Raw genomic sequence first — 20,046 nt, forward strand, 5'->3', positions numbered from 1 at the left:
TGACCAGTCAAAAATGCAGACAAATGTGACTGTGACGCAAAACTGGCGTAAATAATGCTAAGCTAAGTTATAACTCCTTTCATTTTTTTTGTATCGCCCATTATGTTGCATTATCAGATCGAATTTGACGATTATCGTCAGCACCTTATACACGTGACTTTACGTTTTGTAGCAGACCCAACACAGGTACTTTCATTACCGACTTGGATTCCGGGTAGTTACCTCATTCGCGAGTTTTCAAAGCATATAGAGTCGGTTCGTGCTTATGATGAAGAAGGGCGTTTGTTAGAAATTCAAAAATTTGAAAAGAATAAATGGCGTCTTTTTAATACCGACCATGAACTGATTACGGTTGAGTATGATGTCTATGCCTATGATCTGTCGGTGCGCGGCGCGTATGTAGATCAAACCCGTTTATATGTAAATCCTGCATGTGCTTGCTTAGGTTTGGAGGGTCAAGAGGACAAAGCAGTTGAAGTTGAACTGTTCCTTCCTGATGAGCTAAAACACTTCCAATTGGCTACTGGTATGGCTTCAAAAAGCCTCGTTAAAGGTCGTTTTACCTTAAAAGCCAAAAACTATGCCGAGTTGATTGATGCACCATTTGAGTTGGCTGAACAGACTCGGTTTGGTTTTGAAGCCAATGGTATTCCGCACGAGTTTGTGGTGTCAGGTAAACATGCCATGAATGCTGCACGTATGCAGCAAGACATTGAAAAAATCTGTGCAACGGAAATCTCAATGTTTGGCTCAGCGCCATTTTCAAACTACACCTTTATGACGATGGCGACAGCAAATAGTTATGGTGGTTTGGAGCATCCAAATTCAACCAGCTTGATTAGCCCACGTGAAGACTTACCAAAAGCCAATGAGCCTGAAGAGCCGTCTGAAGACTATCAACGTTTCTTAGGTTTATGTAGCCATGAATACTTCCACTCATGGTTGGTCAAATTCATTCGTCCTGAAAATTTTGTTAATTATGATCTGAACAAAGAAGGCTATACCTCTTTGCTTTGGATTTTTGAAGGTTTCACGTCTTATTATGATGACCTGATTTTGCTACGTAGTGGTGTGATTTCCCAAGCCTCATATATCAAACTACTCAAAACGCAGATTGATCGTTATTTACAAAACCCGGGTCGTTTAGTTCAGTCGGTGTCTGAGTCTAGCTTCGATGCATGGGTGAAATTTTACCGTCAGGATGAAAACTCGAACAATGCAGGCACCAGCTATTACAACAAAGGTTGTTTGGTTGCACTATGCTTAGATTTAGGTTTGCGCTTACGTGGTTCAAGCCTAGACGCACTTATGCGTAAACTTTATGAGAACGCGCAAAAAGGCATACAAGTACATGAGCGTACGATTGTTGAGTTGTGTAATGAACTGACAGGTGACAACTGGATTGAGCAAATCAATCACTTAATTAACACCACAGATGAGTTGCCGCTGGATCAACTTTTCCCTGAGTTTGGTTTAAGTTATAGCCTGAAAAATGATAAGTCATTGCCGTTAGGTTTAAAGCTTGTAGATAAGCCAGAAGGTGTATTGGTGCAAAGCGCACGTCGTGATGGTGCTGCTGCTCAAGCTGGCCTTTCTGCCCATGATGTGATCATTGCGATTGATGGTCTCAAAGCAACGGTGAAACTGGTAGAAAAGTATGCCAAGCAAGAAGGTACGTATAACATTTTGGCATTCCGCCGTGATGAGTTGATGAGCTTTGACGTAAAAGCTGCTGGCTCAGAGCTGACTGAAGTTGAATTAAAAGTTGAAGACCAAGCGAAAGCAGAGAAGTGGTTCAAGGCTTAATCCCTAAGCCACTTTATTTGATTCTGTACAGACAAAAACCGATGCCTAGACATCGGTTTTTTATGCGCTTATTTATGTGCATTAACTACCACGGTAAGTGGAATAGCCATATTGGCTAATTAACAGCGGGATATGGTAATGATCCAATGAGCCATCAATTACAAATACCACGGGCACTTCTGGAAAGAATGAGCGCTGATTTTTTTGGCGAAACCAATCACCCGTTTTAAAGGTAACTTTGTATACACCTTTTTGTAAGGCCGTATCTTTGGGATATAAATCATTGATTCGACCTTGGTCATCGGTCGTGCTTGAGCTGATTTCTGTCCATTTATCATTTTGTTGGGCTTCAAGTGTCACTTTGACATTGGCAGAAGGGAGACCATTTTCCAAATTCAGCACATGAACGCTCAATGGATTTTGAGCAAAACACCAAGAAGAAAAACCAAGTCCAATGAGCGGAAGCAGCATTTTTAGCATTGAATTGACCCTTACCGTTGCAGAAAAAAGATTCAGTTTAACCAACCCTATAAAAAACATAGGTTTAAAAATGTAAAAATAGAGGAGTAGGCGTAGAGGGTTTATGTATTAATATTTAAGCTTTGGCATGTTGGGTTGCTTTGCCTGTTTAAATTTAGCGCTGAGAAAAGTCATGCTTATGCATGTAGGGCTACAAGACTATAAAAAGTATTTGAAGACTGTATTATGTGAAAAGTATCAGGTGTTATGATCTAAATGAGGTGAACAACACATTTCGCTAAAAAATTTGTTTATTTGCTAAGCAAACGCTAAAGCCTTGTGGAAAGACGTGATTTTGAAAAACGAAGGCTGTAGTGGTATTTTCTGGCGAAATGTCGTTATCACTGGATATTACGTTGACTGTAAAGCCCTGAGGGACGATACTTTCAGGGTTTTATTCAAGCACATCGGTTCGCAGGGGTTGAGCCAGAAGCTCATCACCCTAAAAAACTCAATCTAACGCAAGGGGCTATATATGGCTGGTGGAAAGTCAACCATCATTTACACACTGACCGACGAGGCGCCATTGCTAGCGACTTATTCGCTACTGCCGATCATTGAGACCTTTACTAAACCTGCTGGTGTAGAGATCGTTAAAACTGATATCTCTGTTGCCGCACGTGTTCTCGCAGAATTCTCTGAATACCTAAAAGAAGAGCAAAAAGTCCCAGACAATCTTGCAGAACTAGGTCGTCTTACCCAAGATCCAGATACTAATATCATTAAACTCCCGAATATTAGTGCCTCTGTTGCTCAGTTAACAGCATGTATCAAAGAGCTTCAATCAAAAGGCTACGCGATTCCTGACTATCCTGAAAACCCGACCACTGAAGACGAAAAAGCGATTAAAGCACGCTATGGCAAATGTCTTGGTTCAGCTGTAAACCCTGTATTACGTGAAGGTAACTCTGACCGTCGTGCACCTGCTGCAGTGAAAAACTACGCGAAAAAACACCCGCACTCTATGGGTGAATGGAAGCAATGGTCACAAACTCACGTTTCACACATGAATGAAGGCGACTTCTACCATGGCGAAAAATCGATGACGCTTGACCGCGCACGTAACGTAAAAATGGAACTCATCACTCATTCTGGTGAAACCATTGTATTGAAAGAAAAAGTAGCGTTACTTGATGGCGAAATCATCGACTCTATGTTCATGAGCAAAAAAGCACTTTGCGACTTTTATGAAAAACAACTGGATGATTGTAAAGAAGCAGGCATTTTGTTCTCTTTACACGTAAAAGCAACCATGATGAAAGTTTCACACCCGATCGTTTTCGGTCACTGTGTGAAAATTTACTATAAAGAAGCGTTTGAAAAACACGGTAAATTGTTTGAAGAACTTGGCATTAACGTCAACAACGGTATGGCGGGTCTTTATGAAAAGATCGAAACCTTACCAACTTCTTTACGTGAAGAAATCATCGAAGATTTACACGCATGCCAAGAACACCGCCCTGCACTTGCAATGGTGGATTCTGCAAAAGGCATCACCAACTTCCATTCTCCAAACGACGTAATTGTAGATGCTTCTATGCCTGCAATGATTCGTGGTGGCGGTAAAATGTGGGGTGCTGACGGCAAGCCTTATGACTGTAAAGCTGTAATGCCAGAGTCGACTTTCGCACGTATTTACCAAGAAATGATCAATTTCTGTAAATGGAATGGCAACTTCGACCCACGTACGATGGGTACTGTGCCAAACGTAGGTTTGATGGCGCAAAAAGCTGAAGAATACGGTTCACACGACAAGACTTTTGAAGTTCCTGCTGCGGGTGTTGCAAACATCACCGACATTGACACTGGTGAAGTGTTGATGACTCAAAACGTGGAAGAAGGCGATATCTGGCGTATGTGTCAGGTGAAAGACGCACCAATTCGCGACTGGGTTAAACTTGCAGTAACACGTGCACGTAACTCTGGCATGCCAGCGATCTTCTGGTTAGACCCGTACCGTCCACACGAAAACGAAGTGATCAAAAAAGTTCAAAAATACTTAAAAGATCACGACACGACTGGTTTAGACATTCAAATCATGTCTCAAGTGCGTGCGATGCGTTATACGCTTGAGCGTGTTGCGCGTGGTTTAGATACCATTTCTGTAACAGGTAACATCTTACGTGACTACCTCACTGACTTGTTCCCAATTATGGAACTTGGTACTTCCGCGAAAATGCTGTCTATCGTTCCGTTAATGGCGGGTGGCGGTATGTATGAAACTGGTGCGGGTGGTTCTGCGCCTAAACACGTACAACAACTTGTTGAAGAAAACCACTTACGTTGGGATTCTTTAGGTGAGTTCCTTGCACTTGCTGCTTCTTTAGAAGAAATGGGGATTAAAGAAGATAATACTCGTGCAAAATTACTTGCATCGACTCTTGATCAAGCGACCAGCAAATTATTGGATAATGACAAGTCTCCATCACGACGTACTGGTGAATTGGACAACCGTGGCAGCCACTTCTACTTGGCAAAATTCTGGGCAGAAGCACTTGCTGCACAAGATGAAGATACTGAGTTAAAAGCGAAGTTTGCCCCACTTGCACAAGCTTTAGCTGCAAACGAAGACAAAATTGTTGCTGAACTTACTGAAGTACAAGGTAAATCGGTTGATATCGGTGGTTACTACGCAGTAGATCAAGCTAAAGTGAATGCAGTAATGCGTCCAAGTGAGACTTTGAATGCTGCACTTGACGCGATCTAAGTCATAACTAAATCGGTAAATTTACCGATGAAGTGAAAAAGCCGATGCATATGCGTCGGCTTTTTTTCATAAATATATAATTAACCTGAGTTCGATATAAAAAAGAGTAGAAAAAAAGCCCTGAATTTATAACATATTGGTTCTCAATACAAAATGTTATAAAACAAGGCTTCTCGATGGATCATATTACCGAATTATTTTGTATTTTGGACGATTTCTGCAAAACATTTAATGAATCTTTAGAAAAAGCTTTAATTTCTGATCAAAAATCCAAGCTGAAAAAGTCAGCCTTGAGCTTGTCTGAAGCAATGACCATTGTCATTTTATTTCATCAATCTGGTTTTAGATTCTTCAAATATTTTTATTGCCAAATGATCGTTCCATTCTGGAAATCTGCTTTTACTAAACTGCTTAGCTACAACCGATTTATTGAAATCATGCCCCGTTGTTTGCAAGCTCTGAGTAGTTTCTTCCACCAGGTGAAAGGAAAAGATACGGGAATCAGTATCATTGACTCCACTAAATTGGTAGTTTGCCATAATCTTCGGATTAAAAGGCATTGTGTATTTAAAGGCTTGGCCGGCCGTGGAAAAAGTAGTACGGGTTGGTTTTATGGTTTTAAATTACATAAGGACAGTTGGTTTATCAAAGATAAAGTTGTTTAGCGGCTTGTAAACCTGCGACTGAAAAGGTCATGAGATGTTTGACCAAAAGCGCAGGTTCAAGCTTGGAGACATTTTTAAGTGGGCTTGGCCCATTTGCATCTGCCAAAATCAGCATCATACAAGGCGCGACTGTGCTGAGTACACAAGGCAAAAGTGCAGGGTGATTTTCATCAATGCCTGAAACTTGGCTAATAATTTTTTTGACAAAAAGAAACTTTCGCGCACCATCATTTTGCATAAACGTGTATAGGTGGGTGGTCGGTGAAAAAAGTTCACGAACAAACACCTTGCTATGCCAGACATCGGTTTCAACCAGCTTACCGATCAGGCTTTCAAAAAAAGCTTCCAGTTTTTCAGTAGGCGTTTTAGAGCTGTTAAGCAAGGTCAAGAGTTCTTGTTCATCAATATAATGCGTATGTGCTTCGGCAAGTACGGCACGATATAAGCCATCACGACCATCGAAGTGATAGTTAATGGCAGCCAAATCGACTTCGGCCAGCTTGGCAATGGCTTTACTCGTGGTTTTTGCAAAACCATCCTGAGCAATTAGGCGGCCAGCAGCATCCAAAATTTTCGATTTGGTTAAATCACCATCGCTACGTCCAGCTCTAGACATTATTTACTCTGCATCAAAATTTAGACTTGAAGTATATCTTTCTTAATTGAATTGTTATAGTTTAAATTAAATTTAAACTTGTATTAAAACTAAGCGAAGGTTTGGTGTACATGAACAAAAGTAAGTTCATACTGCTGGTTGGGGTATTGCTGATTGCTGTAGCGGCTGCATTTTTGTGGTTCAGTCGAGACAAAGCCGATCCCGATCATCTGGTGCTATATGGCAATGTCGATATTCGACAAGTCTCGCTGGCATTTGAAACGGCTGGACGTATTCAAAGCTTGGCTGTTCAAGAAGGTGATCGCGTTCAAAAAGGTCAGGTTCTTGCCGAACTGAATACCGACTCGCTGACTATACAAGCACAGCAAGCCCAAGCACAGTTACAAGTTCAACAGCAAACCTTAAATGAACAAGCTGCGGGCAATCGACCTGAAGAGATTACCCAAGCGAAAGCGAAAGTACAGTCTGCCCAAGCCCAATTTGAAAATGCCGATAAACAATACCAGCGTTTAAATGTCTTAAATCGGAGTACTGCGGGTCAAGCGGTGAGTAAGCAAGAGGTTGATGCTGCAAAAAGCAATATGAAAATGGCGGAAGCGGCTGTAGGTGAAACCAAAGCCAACCTAGAGCTACTTTTGAAAGGTGCACGCACAGAAGATCGTGAAGCGGCTAAAGCACAATATGAATCGACCAAGGCCAATCTTGATTTGATTGATTACCAAATTACTCAAAGTAAGCTGCGAGCACCTGTGAATGGCGTAATTCGTGCACGTTTACAAGAAGTTGGCGACATGACGACTTCAAACAAGTCCGTCTATACCATTGCCCTGACCCATCCTAAATGGGTGCGTGTTTATGCAAGTGAAATGGATCTTGGACATATCAACATGGGTGCGGCAGCACAAGTCATTCGTGACTCACAACCGAATCAGCCCATCACAGGAAAAATTGGTTATATCTCATCTGTCGCGGAATTTACCCCCAAAACGGTACAGACCGAAGATATTCGCACGACTTTGGTTTATGAAGTCCGAATTTATGTCGATGACCCGAATGACCAGTTGAAGATGGGACAACCTGTGACAGTGAACATAGCCAAATCATCGCGTCCAACTGCCACGAACAATCCTTAATGAATGGGAGTAAGTCGATGTCAGTAGAGAGCATTGTAATTGCCACGGATTTAAACAAAACCTTTAAAACAGAACAAAAAGATTTGGATGATGTGCAGGCTTTGCAAGGCATAAATATGCAGATCAAAACAGGAAAACTGACGGCTTTGGTCGGGCCTGATGGTGCTGGTAAAACCACATTTTTAAGATTGATCGCAGGTTTATATAAGCCAACCACTGGAAGCTTAAAAGTCTTAGGAATGGATGTCGCCAAAGATCCACAATCTGTGCAAGATCGTATCAGCTACATGCCGCAAAAGTTTGGTTTGTACGAAGACCTCAGTATTCAAGAAAATTTAGACTTGTATGCGGATTTGCATGGCGTGCCAATGGACGTTCGCAAGGAACGTTTTGCACGTTTGCTCAAGATTACCGACTTGGCGCGCTTTACTGAACGTCCCGCAGGAAAACTCTCTGGAGGCATGAAGCAGAAGTTAGGTTTGGCCTGCACTTTAGTCCGTTCACCTGAACTATTGCTGTTGGATGAACCAAGTGTCGGTGTCGATCCACTCTCACGCCGTGATTTGTGGATCATCATTGAACAGTTGGTGAGGGAGGAGAACTTAAGTGTCATCCTCAGTACGGCGTATATGGATGAAGCTGAGCGCTGTCATGAGGTTTATGTCATGTTGGACGGGCAAGTCTTAAAGCAAGGTACACCCGACGAGCTGACGGCTCAGGCACAGGGACAAACATGGCAAGTAAAACCCAGACCTGACATGAAGGCGCGGGTGTTACAAGCATATTTACTTGATAATCAATATTATATTGCCGATGCAGTGCCCAAAGGAGATGTAGTGCGTTTTATTACGCGAGCTGAAAGCCCATCACTTCCAGCAGATCTGTTGCCCAAAGACGTTGTTGCGGAACAGAGGCCAGCAGAGTTAGAAGATGCATTTATGTTGCTTTTACACGAGGCGAAACATATTCAAAAAACGGTATTGGCACAGGAAAATTTAGCTTTAGACCCTTCAATATCTTTGATAGAAAACTCTGATCCACCACAAGTGAAAACAGAGCAGAGTGTAAAACAGCAGCTTGAAAAACCTGTGATTGTGGTGAAGGATTTGGTACGCACCTTTGGTGATTTTACCGCCGTGGCCAGTACCTCGTTTGATGTGTCTCGAGGCGAAATTTTTGGTTTACTTGGCCCCAATGGTGCAGGTAAGACCACGACGTTTCGTATGCTCTGTGGCTTACTGCCCGCCAGCAGTGGTGTGTTGGAAGTGGCAGGCATGAATTTACGTACAGCTCGTGCGCAGGCAAGGGCAAAAATTGGTTATGTATCGCAGAAGTTTGCCCTGTATGGCAATTTGAGCGTGTTGGATAATTTAAAATTCTTTGGTGGCGCTTATGGCTTATCGGGCAAACAGTTAAAGCAGCAAATTGATAAAGCGTTGCTCCAATTTGAACTTAAGCCATACGCAAAAAGCGGTGATCTACCAAATGGTTTTAAACAGCGTTTGTCGATGGCAGCAGCACTGTTACATCAGCCTGAAATTGTATTTTTAGATGAACCGACCAGTGGTATTGATCCGTTAGCAAGGCGCTCTTTTTGGTACACCATTGGAGAGCTAGCGAACCAAGGCATGACCATTATTGTGACCACACACTTTATGGAAGAAGCTGAATATTGTGATCGGATTGCGATTCAAGATGCAGGGAAATTGTTGGCGATTGGCACACCTCAACAGATTCGTGGGATGGCACAATTAGAGGGTGTAAACGATATGAATAGCGCTTTTATTGCCATCGTTGAACAGTCCCGTGCGGACATGCAGGCTCACTGAGGAGCGTCAGATGAATCATTTCTCAGCTTTCTGGACACGACTGTTTGCCTTGACACGTAAAGAATCCAAACAGCTGCTTCGTGATAAAAGTAGTATGGCGATCGGTTTCATTCTACCGATTATTTTAATTTTGCTGTTTGGTTATGGACTGTCTTTCGACTTAACCAACGGACGAGTTGGGGTTGTGGAGCAACAGCCCACGCCACAGAGTCAGCAACTGATGAGTGGCTTAAACGGCTCTAAATACATTACCGTCAAGCACTATCCAAGCTTTAGCCAAGCTGAAGCTGCAATGGGCAAGTCTGAAATTGATGCCATCGTCAATATACCCAGCAACTTTGCGGAGCAATATACAAAGGGAGTGGGTGTTGTTCAGGTCATTACCAATGGCCGTTCGACCAGTATTGCTTCGGCCTTGCAGGGCTATATTACCAGTGCGCTCAATACCGCCAGTTTGATACAAGCAGACCGAACAAATGCAGCTTCGGTGGGTAGCGTCATCACGGTTGAACAACGTATGTGGTTTAACGAGTCCGCAAATAGTACGTGGTTTTTAGTGCCGGGTTTAATTGTCCTAATTTTGACCTTGGTTGGCGCATTTTTAACTGGCTTGCTGATTGCACGAGAGCGCGAGCGTGGCACTTTAGAAGCATTATATGTTACGCCCGTACGTCCTCTAGAAATTGTACTTTCAAAACTGGCGCCCTATATCGTGATTGGGATGATCGATATTGTGATGTGCTTAGTTGCAGCACATGTTCTGTTTGATGTACCCATTCGCGCATCACTGCTCTCTGTCATGAGCGCTTCTTTTTTATATTTAATGGTGTCGTTACTGCTGGGTCTGATGATTTCAGGTCTATCAAAAAGTCAGTTTCAAGCCAGTCAGATGGCACTGCTTGCTAGCTTTATGCCTGCTTTAATGCTTTCAGGTTTTGTGTTTGATACACGGAACTTACCGCTAATTGTGCAAATCATCAGCAATGTTTTACCTGCAACGCACTATATGACTTTGATTAAAACTCTATTACTCGGTGGTGATGATTGGTCTTTGTGGCTCAAAGAGTGTGGCATTTTATTGATTTATATCGTGCTATTCACAGCAATGACCGCGCGTACACTGAAAAAGCGCTTGGGCTAACGAAAGGAAGAATGGTGTTATGGCAACGTTAATGCGCTGGTTTCTTTATCTTTGGGTGCTGATCCGAAAAGAGTTTTTAGCCATTTTAGCCGATCCTGCAAATCGGGTGACCTTAATCGCACCTGTATTTATCCAAGCGGTCTTGTTTGGTTATGCCGCAAGTTATGATGTCAATCATGTTGATTATGCTGTGTTGGATCAAAGCCGAAGCCAAAGCTCACAACAAGTTTTAGCGCATTTAGATGGTTCAGGAATTTTTAAAAAAACAGCAGATTTGCAGAATAATCAACAAATCCAACAGGTGATTAATGATCGAACAGCCTTGGCGGTCATCACCATTCCTGCTGATTTTGAGGATAAGCTCAATAATCAAGACTCTTCGCCGTTTCAAGTGATTCTAGATGGGAGAAACTCATCGACCGCAAGTATGGCGGGCTCCTACATCAGCAGTGTGGTGGGGCAGGTCAATCAAGAACGTTTGGGAACCAACTCCGAGATCACGGTACAAGCGCGGACATGGTATAACCCGAATGTCGAGTCGAGATGGGGCATCATGCCATCTCTGATTGCAACTTTAAGTATGATGCAGACACTGTTACTTTCGGCACTTTCAGTAGCACGCGAGCGTGAACAAGGGACTTTTGATCAGCTCTTAGTTACACCCTATACCCCGACGCAGATTATGATTGGTAAGGCGATTCCGCCGATTATTATTGGAGTTATTCAATCTTCCATTATTTTAGCGATTATTCTGTTCTGGTTTCAGATCCCGATGAATGGCTCCTTGATCTTACTGTATTTTGGATTATTTGCCTTTAATATTGCCGTTGTGGGGGTGGGACTATCGATTTCAGCGATTGCACTGAATATGCAACAAGCCATGCTGTATACTTTCTTTTTGATCATGCCTTTGACACTTTTATCTGGTTTACTAACTCCTGTACAAAATATGCCTAAAGTATTGAATTGGCTGACTTATGCCAACCCGCTACGCTTTGGCATCGACTTGGTACAACGGGTGTATTTGGAAGGTGCGAGTTTTGCGCAAGTGAAATGGGACTTTGTACCGATGTTGATATTAGCCATAATTACCTTGCCTTTGGCTGCGTGGTTATTTCGAAATCGTTTGTCATAATAGAGTGATATCTTGATGTATCGCTTATCGATACAGACTGTGACTCGGCGTTTGACGTTAAATAATGCAATCAATATCGGTTCATGATCAAAAAAAAACGATTTTTGCATTGTATTTCTGGCTTAAGCTTTTTATTATTGCCCGCTTGTTTTCGCGATCAGCTTGGAATGGAACCTTGAGTAATTTTCTAACCGAACACCTGATTCATCGAGATGAAGACTTTATGGTCATCCATAAGCCTGCAGGTATACTCACCGTTCCGGGGAAGACAGAAGACTTACAAGATTGTATGATCAATCGTTTAGTCAAACTAGAACCTAAAACACTACTGATCCACCGTCTCGATCGCGATACCTCGGGTATCTTGGTTTTTGGTCTCAGTCGTTGGGGACAAAAATCCATTTCTCGTCAGTTTCAAGAACGTCAAACCGATAAAACGTATCAAGCGATTGTGGCTGGTCATTTACATGGTCAGGGCACTGTCGATGTGCCTGTCATTTATGATCCGTCCCGTCCACCGTTACATATTGCAGAGCTCAGTCATAACAAGCCTGCTGTGACAGAGTGGAAAGCCATTGAACATTTTGAAATACAGGGTCAGCCCGTGACTCGTGTAGCACTCACCCCCATTACAGGGCGCTCGCATCAACTTCGTGTACATATGCAGTTTTTAGGTCATCCTATCGTGGGAGATACGCTTTATGCTGCGCCTGACCAGCAAGATTTGATGCCGCGTTTGTGTTTACACGCAGAGCGTTTGAGTTTTCATCATCCCCAAACCGATGAACGTATCGAATTTATTTGTCCAGTACCATTTTAAGTACGTGGAATCATCAAATTTGCTCACTTTTTTAGTGAGCTTTATGTCAAAATATATTGCTTAAAGGTGTATAATTTTGCTCAAATATTAAACAATGTTTGAGCATTAAATTTGCAGTCCTAACTTGTAGATAAAGGTGGAAAAATTGCAGCAGTTTGCTATTGGTCAACGTTGGTTATCAGATACTGAAACGGAACTAGGTCTAGGAGTTCTTATTGATGTAGATGAGCGATCTGTCAGCATCTTATTCCCTAAAAGTGATGAAACACGTGTATATGCACGGAATAATGCACCTTTATCACGTATCATTTTTAACGTGAACGATGAATTACAAGATCAAGAAGGCACCAAGTGGACGGTTGAATCACATGAAGACCGTCATGGTGTGGTGCGTTATAACGTTGTTCGTCGCTTAGAAGATGGCACGGAAGAACGTAAATCACTGAATGAGACTCGCATTGGCGCTCAAATTCAGCTGTCTAAACCGCTTGATCGCTTATTGGCAAGCCAAATTGACTATAAAGAATGGTACGACTTACGTATTGAAGCGATGCTGATGCAAGCCAATATGAAGTCGAGTCCACTGCGTGGTATGGTTGGTTCACGTGTCGGTCTGATTCCTCATCAGCTGTATATTGCACACGAAGTGGGTCAACGTTTTGCACCCCGTGTCCTTTTAGCTGATGAAGTCGGCTTAGGTAAAACCATTGAAGCTGGATTGATCATCCATCAACAGCTTAAAACGGGCCGTTCAGAACGCATCCTAATTTTGGTACCCGATTCACTGCAATATCAGTGGATGATTGAAATGCGTCGTCGTTTCAATTTGAACTTCTCATTATTTGATTTAACCCGTACGGCTTCAATCAAAGAACATGATCCTGAACTGAATCCATTCCTGACTGAACAATGCATTATTGCGTCAATCGATTTGATGATTGATCATGATGACTTGCGTGAACAAGCCCTAGAAGCTGGTTTCGATCTATTGGTGGTCGATGAAGCACATCACTTGATGTGGAATGAAGAAGACGGTGGCAATGACCGCTATGACTTGATCGAAGAGTTAGCAGAAAAAACTCCGGGTGTTTTACTGTTAACGGCAACTCCAGAACAGCTGGGTGTGGAAAGTCACTTTGCACGTTTACGTTTACTTGACCCACAGCGTTTTAGTTCGCTGGATCGTTTCTTGGATGAAGAAACCCAGTATCAACAAACTGCAAAAATTGCTGAAGTACTGATGGCAGATATGCCACTTGAAGAAGGGCATTTAGCTGCATTAGAAGGTTTGCTAGGACATCGTATTGAAGATGCACCCGAACAACGTTTCCGTGCCATTCATGAGCTTTTAGACCGTCATGGTACAGGGCGTATTTTGTTCCGTAACACCCGTGAAGCCATTCAAGGCTTCCCAGGTCGTGACTGTCAGCCTGCACCTTTGCCTGCACCAGAAAACTGGTCTAAAGACGGTAAATTGCGTGAACAAATGTGGCCAGAAGAAGCGCAGCTTGACGGTGCGTGGATGGAAGCTGACCCGCGTGTCATGTGGCTCATGGAAAAACTACGTACAGACTTAAAACACAAAAAAGTGTTGCTTATTGCACGTACTGGTCCCGTGGTTGAAGCACTTGAAAACGTACTCCGTTTACATGCGGGTATTCGTACTGCAATGTTCCATGAAGGCATGAGTTTACTTGAGCGTGACCAAGCGTCAGCTTACTTTGCTGAAGAATCTTATGGTGCACAAATTTTACTGTGCTCTGAAATTGGTTCTGAAGGTCGTAACTTCCAGTTTGCATCAGATCTGATTTTATTTGATTTGCCTGCAAACCCAGATGTACTTGAACAACGTATTGGCCGTTTAGACCGTATTGGTCAAGAAAATCGGATTCAAATTCATGTGCCGTATTTGATTGGTACAGCGCAAGAACGTATGTTCCGTTGGTATAACGAAGCATTAAATATTTTTAGTAATATCTCGCCAACTGCGCAAACTTTACAAGAAAACTTTATTGTTGAATTGAAAGATTGTTTACTGACAGATCAAGGTCAGCAGTTAGATGACTTACTCGAAGCAGTTAGCGTGCAACGCGAAGCCTTAGAAGCAGAGTTACAATCAGGTCGCGACCGTTTGCTTGAATACAACTCTTGTCGTCCAATTGTGGCGCAAGAAATTGTACAAGCGCTTGAGTCTTATGATGACAACACTACTTTGCCAATGTTTATGAAGCGCTTTATGGCGTCGACAAATATTGATTTTGACGAACAAAGCAACGGTACAGTCATCATTAAACCAACCGATCAAATGCAAGTTCAAGGTTTAACCTTGGATGAAGAAGGTATGACTGCGACCTTCTACCGCGATCAAGCTCAGATACGTGAAGATGCTCAGTATTTAACTCTTGAACATCCATTTACTGAAAGCGTAATGGAAATGATCAATACTCAAGGTTTTGGTAGTACCAACGTTGCAGTGTTGAAGTCAGCGGCTTTACCACAAGGTTCTGTGTTGTTAGAAGTGTGGTTTAAGGTCGATGTGGTTGCACCGAAAGCATTGAATTTGCCTTCAAGCTTACCGCAGCAGCTGGTTCGCGTTTTGTTGAGTGAAAAGGGTCAAGACCTGTCGCAGAAAATTGCACCTGAAATTTTAAAACCGTACTTGCATCATTTGGATGGTAATAGCTGTCGTCAAGTTGTGAAAGCACGCCGTGAAGTGATTGAACAGCGTTATGTACAAGCATTAGAGCTTGCACGTGCGGCTTTACCAAGCTTTGTGCAACAGGCGAAAGAAGTCTACGGTAGCAAGTGGCAGTACGAAATTGACCGCCTGTCTTATTTAAAGCAGTTCAACCCTAGTATTCGTGAAGATGAAATTTCGCGCCTACAAAAACTGCAAAAAGAAGGTCTTGGTTTGCTCGATGGCCTATCGGTCACACCAGAAGCAATTCAAGTGATGGTTGTGGTTAAACCATAATTCGAATCGCTGTATGAAAAGCACCTTTGGGTGCTTTTTTAATGGATCCTTAAAAAAGAGATGTCTAAGTTGTATTTGAAAAGTAATTCATTGAAATTTTAAGCGCTTGCTTATGCTAGAATTTTCGCCATTAAAACTCTAATGTATCGAACAATAAATTATGTCTAAAGCTCTAGTAACAATGGGTTCAAAAACAACACATGGTGGCATCGTCACTGAGTGTGAAAACAGTTTTGTGATCAATGGTATTGCTGTGCATTTAAATGGAATGAAGCACTTTTGTCCAAAGTGTCGAATGGTGGTTTCTGCGATTGCAGCAGATCAGAGTACAACGGTCTTGGGACGTGCTGTGGTGATTGCAGGAGACAAAACCAACTGTGGCGCTACTTTTTTAGGCAATCAGAACTTAACTGTTTCTGCAAAGTGATCTCAGATCTATCCCAGAATATTTTTATAAATTGGCCGAAGTGATCAAAGTTCATGACTTAGGATTCATCCTGCGCCATTTCGTTTAGATTGAAAAACGATTATGGTAAAGATGCTATAAAAATAGATTTGAATGACATGAGCAAACCAGCCTTACACTTTACCCATGCAAATGGCATTCCCTCGGGCAGCTATCAAAAATTTTTCCAATTTTTAAATCAAGATTTTGATGTCAAAGCAATTCCGATGATTGGTCTAGATCCGCACTATCCTGTGGAATATCGCTGGGAAGCGTTGGTCGATCAAGTTATTTCGGATATTGAACAGCAGTTTCCACGGCAACAAGTGATTGGTTTAGGGCATTCTTTTGGCTCTTTACTCACACTTATGGCGGCCTATAAAAAACCACAGTTGTTTTCGCAAGTGATTATCATGGACCCACCGTTTGTGATTGGTTCAAAAGCCTTTTTATTTGAAGCGTTACAAAAGCTGGGATCGAAGTCCATTGAAAAACTCACCCCAGCTGCGGTGACCGTCAAACGTCGTGATCATTGGGAAAGTATTGAGCAGGCCAGTCAGGCGCTCAGACCGAATCGTATTTTTAAAGACTTTGATGAACAGTGTTTTGCGGACTTTATAGCGTGTGGTTTAAAAAGTGATTCGACTCGAAATGGGGTGACGCTAACCATTCCCAAACATACTGAAGCAGAGATCTTCAGAACAGTGCCTGCATGGTGGTGGCGTACCCCACGCAAAGCACCTGCTATGCCGATTCATGTGTTGACTGCAAAAGATAGCCATTTCTATAAGCAAGGTTTACCCCAAGGGATGAAAAAAACCTATGCGATCGACTATAGTGTGCTTGAAGGTGGGCATATGTTTCCGCTAGAACAACCGAAACAGACCGCAGAATTTGTGCACCAGCTCATTAAAGAGCAACAGCGAAACAAATAAGAAGATATTTCAGCGAATCTGTTGGGTGTAATCACAGATTAGCGAATCATCGCTTCATCCAAATGACGTGAACCTTCCAAAATCATGCGAATCATGATCATGGTTTGTTCAGCCATTTTTTTACGCTCTACGCTTGGCATATCAATCACTTTGGCACCCATATTGAAAACCAATTGGGTGATTGCCATGGACACCAATTCAGGGTGGAAGAGTTTGCTATTATTTAAACGTTCTAAACGAATTAAATCATCTTTGAGTTCTTGCTGGAAATAATTCAACTGTCTTTCGACCGCATTTTTATAAGATGCCGAACCCGTATATGCTTCACGTAATAGCAGGCTTAAGTTGCCATCATCCGCATCGAGTTGTTCAATAAAAACTTCGACTGAGCTACGAATAATACTTTCTTGGCGAATGGCCTTAATCCGTGCTTCATGCAAAATTTGGCGTAGCACAACACCTGCACGTTCAATCAACTCGATAGCCAGTTCATCGGTATCTTTAAAATGACGATAAAAACTATTCGGCGCAATCCCTGCTTCACGTGCGACTTCGCGCAAACTGAGGGATGCAATACTTTTTTCAGGACCAATCAAATTTAAAGCAGCTTGAAACAGTTCATCTTTTGTAATCGTTGCTTTTCGACCAACACTACGTGCAAGCACTGGTGCATGTTTTTTTGAAGCTTCATGCTCTGTGTTGGTTGTATGGGTTTGAATGGTGGTCGGTGTCATATTTATCAAGCAATTAAATCAATCGGTTCATTATAGCCCCACTGGTCGGCATTGTGAAACGAAACGAAACAATCAGAGTATATATACAAATATATATACATGTGTATAATAATTCAAAATCTATGGCGTGGTCCTTTACTATGCAGATCCTTAAAAAAACTAAATCTCCTTTAACTGAGTATGCTGAGAGTGTTATAGACCGACACACAGCTAACTTTTGGCTTCAAAAAATCAACCCACTTTGGTCGATACACCAAGCTTTGGGTAAAGTGGTAAAAAAAGAGCAAGTTGCACACGATATGGTGAGTTTAACGCTGCAAACCAATCGTCATTTTCAAATAGGGCAAGCGGGACAACACCATCCTGTATATGTCGTGGTTCAAGGCGTACGTTATGAACGTACCTATAGTTTGACCCAGATTGATGCGCAACATGTCTTACTGAATGTAAAAATGGTAGACCAAGGCAAGGCAAGTCATTGGCTATGTGAGCAGGCTCAAATCGGCGATGTTTTAGAATTCGGTCAGCCTTATGGCGATATGCAATTGACTGTAAATGATCAACAGTTAATTTTACTCGCTGCGGGCAGTGGTATTACCCCCATGCTGAGTTTACTGAAACGTTTAGAAAAGACCGCTAAGCTTAAAAAGCAGCCTGTACATTTGATGTATTGGGTGAAAAAGCATACTGATGCTGCGTTCAAAGCATATTTTGAACAACTGGCAGAACAATACTCAAACTTCACATTTAGCATGTTTTATACCCAAGAGTCAGATGAAGGTGAGCGTTTAAATCAAAACCATGTGTCTGGACTGGATCAGATTGAAAAGGCAACGGTATATGCATGCGGCCCTTCAGGGTTTGTGGCTACGGTTGAGCAGCTTTTCGCTCATGCTAACACCTTAAAAACTGAAGCGTTTAGCATGAGTCCATTTGCAAATGATGATGTTGGTTTTGTGAATATTACCTTAACAAAGTCGAAGAAAATTTTAAGCATTCCCAAAGGTCAATCCATTCTTGCAAGTTTGGAACAGCAAAATGTGAAGCCTCAACATGGCTGCCGTATGGGAATCTGTAATAAATGTGCCTGCAACAAAGTTGAAGGTTCGACCAAAAACTTGGTTAATGGTGCACAAAATTCTGAACCTGGTAATTTTCTAAAAATTTGTGTCAACACGGCACAAACCGATCTTATTGTCGATTTATAAGGGGAATAAATACAATGAATATGCCTGTTAAAGTTGAATATTTTAAAAACCCGAAGAATCGTGAATTAACGACATTCGAGTTAGATGAGCTTGCACGTGAGCTAGATGCCATCAAGCAAGAAGTACTGGATGATATTGGCGAGAAAGATGCGCAATATATTCGTCGTGTCTATGCAACGGTGCGTTATGCGTCTATCGCAGGTCGTGTATGTTTGTTTGCCGGTTGGTTCCCACCTGCATGGGTGTTGGGCACGGGCTTGCTGAGTTTTGCCAAGATTATGGAAAACATGGAATTAGGTCATAACGTGATGCACGGTCAATATGACTGGATGAATGACCCTAAGTTTAATGGGCAAAACTATGAGTGGGACATCGTAGGTACAGCAGATAACTGGCGTCAGACCCATAACTACAAGCATCATACCTATACCAATATTAAAGGGATGGATGATGACATTGGCTATGGTCTGCTTCGATTATTCCCTGAACAACGTTGGAAACCGGGCTTTTTATTACAACCGATTTATAGCATTCCATTTTGTTTGTTGTTCCAATGGGGCGTTGCGATCCAAAACTTGGAATTAGGCAAATATTTCAAGGGGCGTAAAAGCAAAGCGCAGACTTTAGCTGAATGGAAACCTATGCAGCGCAAAATTGGTAAACAATTGTTTAAAGATTATGTGTTTTTCCCACTTATTGCAGGACCTGCGGCATTGCCTGTGTTTACAGGGAATTTGGTTGCAAATGGTATCCGTAATATGTGGACATTTAGTGTGATTTTCTGTGGTCACTTCACCAAAGATGTCGAAGTTTTTCCGAAAAAAGTACTGGAAAATGAAAGCCGTGGTCACTGGTACATGCGCCAAATTCGTGGTTCGTCGAATTTAACTGGTTCAGAAGCATTCCATATTTTGACGGGGCACTTAAGTCATCAAATTGAGCATCACTTATACCCAGACGTACCCGCGCGTCGTTACCGTAAAATGGCGCCGAAAGTACAAGCGGTTTGTGAAAAGTATGGCATTAACTATAACAATGCCAGTTTAGTCAAACAGTATGGTAGCGTCATCAAACGTATTGTGAAATATGCGTTTCCCTTTAAAAAGTAAGTAAAAAAGCCACTTCATTTGAAGTGGCTTTTTTTGTTATTTACTAAATTGACGTAATGTCTTTACCAGATGATGATAATCACCTTGTTTGGCGATATTGAGCACATGTTCGATTTCGTGTTTTAACCATTTTTGTTTTGAAGCATTAAAAGCGAACTGCGCCAATAATACAAAGGGGCTTTCACCGAATTTGATCGAAAGACCTTTGACATACTTGGGTGGAGATAACGGTTCCATACTGATGCCTTTTTATAATTTAAGTGGAATGGT

The 20,046-nt window shown here is 42.1% G+C and carries 16 protein-coding genes and 1 pseudogene; 13 read left to right on the forward strand and 4 right to left on the reverse strand.

What is annotated here, in order from left to right; all coding sequences use genetic code 11:
* The first annotated feature begins 102 nt into the window (after positions 1-102).
* Entirely contained in the window at positions 103-1,806 is a 1,704-nt protein-coding gene (locus ACF8FD_RS11065; protein ID WP_058869769.1) for a M61 family metallopeptidase, read from the forward strand.
* An 81-nt stretch (positions 1,807-1,887) separates the two neighbouring features.
* Here the strand turns inward: ACF8FD_RS11065 and uraH are convergent, their stop codons facing one another.
* On the reverse strand, positions 1,888-2,286 hold the full coding sequence (uraH, locus tag ACF8FD_RS11070; protein ID WP_148825897.1) for a hydroxyisourate hydrolase: 399 nt from the start codon (positions 2,284-2,286) through the stop codon (positions 1,888-1,890).
* A gap of 514 nt (positions 2,287-2,800) precedes the next feature.
* On the opposite strand from uraH, the gene ACF8FD_RS11075 reads away from it, so the two are divergent.
* A complete protein-coding gene (locus tag ACF8FD_RS11075; protein WP_125273353.1) occupies positions 2,801-5,032 on the forward strand; it encodes an NADP-dependent isocitrate dehydrogenase in 2,232 nt (743 codons plus the stop codon).
* A gap of 176 nt (positions 5,033-5,208) precedes the next feature.
* Positions 5,209-5,661 (forward strand): annotated as a pseudogene (locus ACF8FD_RS11080) (transposase); the annotation flags it as partial.
* 16 nt (positions 5,662-5,677) lie between these two features.
* Here the strand turns inward: ACF8FD_RS11080 and ACF8FD_RS11085 are convergent.
* Positions 5,678-6,313, reverse strand: coding sequence for a CerR family C-terminal domain-containing protein (locus tag ACF8FD_RS11085; protein ID WP_058869465.1), 636 nt, complete (start codon positions 6,311-6,313; stop codon positions 5,678-5,680).
* 110 nt (positions 6,314-6,423) lie between these two features.
* Between ACF8FD_RS11085 and ACF8FD_RS11090 the strand changes: the two genes are divergently transcribed.
* From ACF8FD_RS11090 to ACF8FD_RS11125, 8 genes are all read left to right on the forward strand, one after another.
* Positions 6,424-7,446, forward strand: a complete 1,023-nt coding sequence (locus tag ACF8FD_RS11090) for an HlyD family efflux transporter periplasmic adaptor subunit (protein ID WP_205667964.1) — start codon at positions 6,424-6,426, stop codon at positions 7,444-7,446.
* A gap of 17 nt (positions 7,447-7,463) precedes the next feature.
* Entirely contained in the window at positions 7,464-9,275 is a 1,812-nt protein-coding gene (locus tag ACF8FD_RS11095) for an ATP-binding cassette domain-containing protein (protein ID WP_205667965.1), read from the forward strand.
* A 10-nt stretch (positions 9,276-9,285) separates the two neighbouring features.
* The gene (locus tag ACF8FD_RS11100) at positions 9,286-10,416 is read left to right on the forward strand and encodes an ABC transporter permease (RefSeq protein ID WP_234304852.1); all 1,131 of its coding nucleotides are present in this window, start codon (positions 9,286-9,288) and stop codon (positions 10,414-10,416) included.
* Positions 10,417-10,435: 19 nt separating this feature from the next.
* On the forward strand, positions 10,436-11,551 hold the full coding sequence (locus ACF8FD_RS11105; RefSeq protein ID WP_205667967.1) for an ABC transporter permease: 1,116 nt from the start codon (positions 10,436-10,438) through the stop codon (positions 11,549-11,551).
* Between the two features lie 175 nt (positions 11,552-11,726).
* The gene (locus ACF8FD_RS11110) at positions 11,727-12,371 is read left to right on the forward strand and encodes an RluA family pseudouridine synthase (RefSeq protein ID WP_178928759.1); all 645 of its coding nucleotides are present in this window, start codon (positions 11,727-11,729) and stop codon (positions 12,369-12,371) included.
* Between the two features lie 136 nt (positions 12,372-12,507).
* Positions 12,508-15,345: an RNA polymerase-associated protein RapA gene (rapA, locus tag ACF8FD_RS11115; RefSeq protein ID WP_178928760.1), complete on the forward strand. Its 2,838-nt coding sequence runs from the start codon at positions 12,508-12,510 to the stop codon at positions 15,343-15,345.
* Between the two features lie 160 nt (positions 15,346-15,505).
* Positions 15,506-15,772, forward strand: coding sequence for a PAAR domain-containing protein (locus ACF8FD_RS11120; protein ID WP_005399638.1), 267 nt, complete (start codon positions 15,506-15,508; stop codon positions 15,770-15,772).
* A 137-nt stretch (positions 15,773-15,909) separates the two neighbouring features.
* Positions 15,910-16,725, forward strand: a complete 816-nt coding sequence (locus ACF8FD_RS11125) for an alpha/beta fold hydrolase (protein WP_205667968.1) — start codon at positions 15,910-15,912, stop codon at positions 16,723-16,725.
* A gap of 38 nt (positions 16,726-16,763) precedes the next feature.
* Here the strand turns inward: ACF8FD_RS11125 and fabR are convergent, their stop codons facing one another.
* The gene (gene fabR, locus ACF8FD_RS11130; protein WP_004693528.1) at positions 16,764-17,459 is read right to left on the reverse strand and encodes an HTH-type transcriptional repressor FabR; all 696 of its coding nucleotides are present in this window, start codon (positions 17,457-17,459) and stop codon (positions 16,764-16,766) included.
* 140 nt (positions 17,460-17,599) lie between these two features.
* Here fabR and ACF8FD_RS11135 point away from each other — a divergent pair, with 140 nt between their 5' ends.
* Both ACF8FD_RS11135 and ACF8FD_RS11140 read left to right on the forward strand, forming a co-directional pair.
* A complete protein-coding gene (locus tag ACF8FD_RS11135) occupies positions 17,600-18,667 on the forward strand; it encodes a ferredoxin reductase (RefSeq protein ID WP_178928762.1) in 1,068 nt (355 codons plus the stop codon).
* Between the two features lie 14 nt (positions 18,668-18,681).
* Positions 18,682-19,776, forward strand: coding sequence for an acyl-CoA desaturase (locus tag ACF8FD_RS11140; RefSeq protein ID WP_234304853.1), 1,095 nt, complete (start codon positions 18,682-18,684; stop codon positions 19,774-19,776).
* 36 nt (positions 19,777-19,812) lie between these two features.
* Here the strand turns inward: ACF8FD_RS11140 and ACF8FD_RS11145 are convergent, their stop codons facing one another.
* On the reverse strand, positions 19,813-20,013 hold the full coding sequence (locus tag ACF8FD_RS11145) for a hypothetical protein (RefSeq protein ID WP_058869474.1): 201 nt from the start codon (positions 20,011-20,013) through the stop codon (positions 19,813-19,815).
* Positions 20,014-20,046: the final 33 nt, after the last annotated feature.

The sequence above is a fragment of the Acinetobacter sp. TYF_19 genome, assembly GCF_043105125.1.
GTDB classification, from domain to species: Bacteria; Pseudomonadota; Gammaproteobacteria; order Pseudomonadales; family Moraxellaceae; genus Acinetobacter; species Acinetobacter johnsonii.